Source organism: Poinsettia branch-inducing phytoplasma str. JR1 (assembly GCF_000309465.1).
In the GTDB taxonomy this organism is placed as follows: domain Bacteria; phylum Bacillota_I; class Bacilli_A; order Acholeplasmatales; family Acholeplasmataceae; genus Phytoplasma; species Phytoplasma pruni.
The window spans coordinates 1-2,906 of sequence record NZ_AKIK01000112.1 but is presented as its reverse complement, the minus strand read 5'-3'; the positions used below and the strand labels follow the sequence as shown (position 1 = coordinate 2,906).

At 27.9% G+C, this 2,906-nt stretch carries 2 protein-coding genes and 1 pseudogene; 2 read left to right on the top strand and 1 reads right to left on the bottom strand.

Features of this window, described 5'->3' with window-relative positions; translation table 11 throughout:
• Window positions 1-257: 257 nt before the first annotated feature.
• Window positions 258-404 (top strand): annotated as a pseudogene (locus ON17_RS04010) (ATP-binding protein); the annotation flags it as partial.
• An 861-nt stretch (window positions 405-1,265) separates the two neighbouring features.
• Window positions 1,266-1,508, top strand: a complete 243-nt coding sequence (locus tag ON17_RS04005; protein WP_425311410.1) for a DUF234 domain-containing protein — start codon at window positions 1,266-1,268, stop codon at window positions 1,506-1,508.
• Here ON17_RS04005 and ON17_RS02505 read toward each other — a convergent pair.
• Window positions 1,461-2,906: ATP-dependent metallopeptidase FtsH/Yme1/Tma family protein (locus ON17_RS02505; protein ID WP_100222523.1), on the bottom strand; the 1,446-nt coding region annotated here is incomplete at its 5' end. The two genes, ON17_RS04005 and ON17_RS02505, sit on opposite strands and share 48 nt — an antisense overlap.

Sequence of the window (2,906 nt, the reverse complement as noted above, 5' to 3'; positions counted from 1 at the left end):
TGCTGAACCGCTCTTCCGATCTTGCAACTTTATCTGTTTTTTTTAATATTTATATTGTAAAAAGTCATTTTTCTTTTATCTGAAAGTTTTTTTATATATTAATTAAGCGAAAAAGGTTAATTGAGAATGTTTTTTGCTAAAAAGATATGTATCCTGAATCATTAAACAAACAACCAAGATACATGATATAATGTTTATTTCAATAAAGCTTTTAAAAAGGAATTTATTATATTTCATGGTAGAAAAAAGAATTAACCAATTTACAAGAAAAAATTGATTCTAATAAGTTTGAATTTATCCTTCTTTATGGTCGTAGAAGAATCGGGAAAACAGCTATTCTTCAGAAGATCATGGAAAAAAATAAGCAAGCTATTTATTTTATGGCTAAAGAAAAAAAGAGTTGAAATAAATTTACGCGAATTAACTCAAACGATAGATGTTTTTTTAAACAACCTTTGTCTTTTGATAATTATCAACAATTGTTTCAATATTTAGTTGATCAAAAAACAAAAAATAATTTTAATGATAGACGAATTTACTTATTTATTAAAATATAATGGTGGTTTTTCTTCTGATTTGCAAGATAATAATCGATCATATTTTACCTGATTTTATTATTAAATTAATTGTTTCAGACAGTCATGTCGGCGTTATAGAAAACGAATTCTCTTTCCAAAAACCTTTATACTGTCGTAAAACTTGTTCTTTAAAAATAAAACCTTTTGATTATGAGGAGGCTAGTTTGTTTATCCTCAAATAAGTTTAGAAGATAAAATAATTTTTTATAGTATTTTCAGCGTAATCCCTTTTTATCTTAATCAAATAAATCCCCAATTAAGCGTTAAAAAAAATATCATCAATATCATATTAAAACCGTTTTTAAATAATGAAGCTGAAATGGATTTTATTTTAAAACATGAAATTCCAAAGCCGCAAAAATATATAGCCATTCTCTTCAAAGTATCGCTTATGGAGCAACTAAATTAAACGATATTAGCAAAAAAAGCCATAACAAATCCTCTAATTCTACCGCTAATTATATTAGTACATTGGAAAAGATGGGAATAGTAAGCAAAGATTTTTCTTTTGGAGAAAGAAAAAATTCTAAAAAAACTCTTTATTATATGAAAGACCAATTCTTTCGTTTTTATTTCACCTTTATTGAGTTCAATATAAATACTATTTCTTTCACAGAAAAAGAATTGTTTTATTCTAAATTCATCGAACCTAAACTGAACGAGTATGTTTCTTGAGAATTTGAAAAGATTTCTCAATCTTTTGTTCATAAAAAATACGTTTCTGTTTCTCAACAAATAGGAAGTTATTGGGGAAATGTTCTTGCATGGGAAAATAATAAAAAATTCAATAAAGATGTAGAAATAGATATCATCTTACAGAAAACTAATAAAAAGGTCTTTCTTTTTGAATGCAAATGGAATATTTGTTTAAATTTTATAAAGTTATTTTTGCATTTGATTAATAGATATTTTCTTAGCAGATGGATTTAAATTTGTCATAATATTGTTTAAATCAGTTTCTGTTATGGTTTCTTTTGCCAATAAAGAATCAGCGATAGCATCCAATAAAAGACAATTTTCTTTTATAATATTTCGTGCTTCAATCATAGATTTATCAATTATTTTTTTCACTTCATTATCAACCAAAGGATTATTTACCAAATAATTGTTTTCATTCTGCATCGGTCCTAAATCAGACATTCCTAATTTTGTTACCATTTGAGTAGCTATTTGAGTAGCTTGTTGAAAATCACCAAAAGCCCCATTAGAAATATCATCAAATATTAGTTCTTCGGCCGCTCTGCCGCCTAAATAAGAGATAATATTAGCTAACATTCTTTTTTTAGAAGAAAAGAAAGTTTCTTTTTCTGGAAGCATTAAATTATAACCACCAGCGTTTCCTCTTGGGATAATAGTTATTTTTTGTACTTTTTGAGCATGTTTTAATTTTAAACCAATAACAGCGTGCCCCGCTTCATGATAAGCTACCATTTTCTTTTCTTCTTCGTCGTATTTTCTTGATTTTTTCGCTGGACCCATTAAAACACGATCAATCGCTTCTTCTAGTTCTGTTTGAGTAATTAATTTTTTATCATTTCTAACTGTTAAAATAGAAGCTTCATTTAAAACAGATGCTAATTGGGCCCCACTCATAGAAGGTGTTTGTTTAGCGATTTGTTCTAAATCAACCGATGTATCTAGTTTTTTATTTTTAGCGTGCACTTCTAAAATCGCTTTTCTCGCTTTCACATCCGGCAATCCTACTTTAAAAATACGATCAAATCGTCCGGGACGAAGTAAAGCTGGATCTAATATATCAGCTCTATTAGTAGCGCCGATAATTAAAATCCCTGAAGAAGTATTAAAACCATCTATTTCTGTCAGTAATTGGTTTAAAGTTTGTTCATGTTTATTTTCAGATTGACCACGTTTTTTACCTAAAGCATCTATTTCATCAATAAATAAAACACAAGTAGTTAAATGTCTTAATTGTTGAAATAATTCCCTAATTTTTTTAGATCCTAACCCAACTAAAATACCATCAAATTGAGAACCAGAAACAGCGTAGAAAGGGACACCTGCTTCACCGGCTACGGCTTTGGCTAATAAGGTTTTACCAGTCCCTGGTGGCCCTTCTAATAAAATACCTTTAGGAATAGAAGCCCCTATATCTTGGTATTTTTTAGGATTTTTTAAAAAATCAATTAATTCTTGCATTTCTTCTTTTTCTTCTTCGTTGCCAGCCACATCTTTAAAAGTAAATTGAGATTTTTGTTTAGAGGAAGAATGAGGTGTAGAATTTATTTCATTCGAACTGTATAATAAGATACTATTCATAATATAATAACTAAATATAATAGGATAAATTTTCATTATAATACGCAAAAA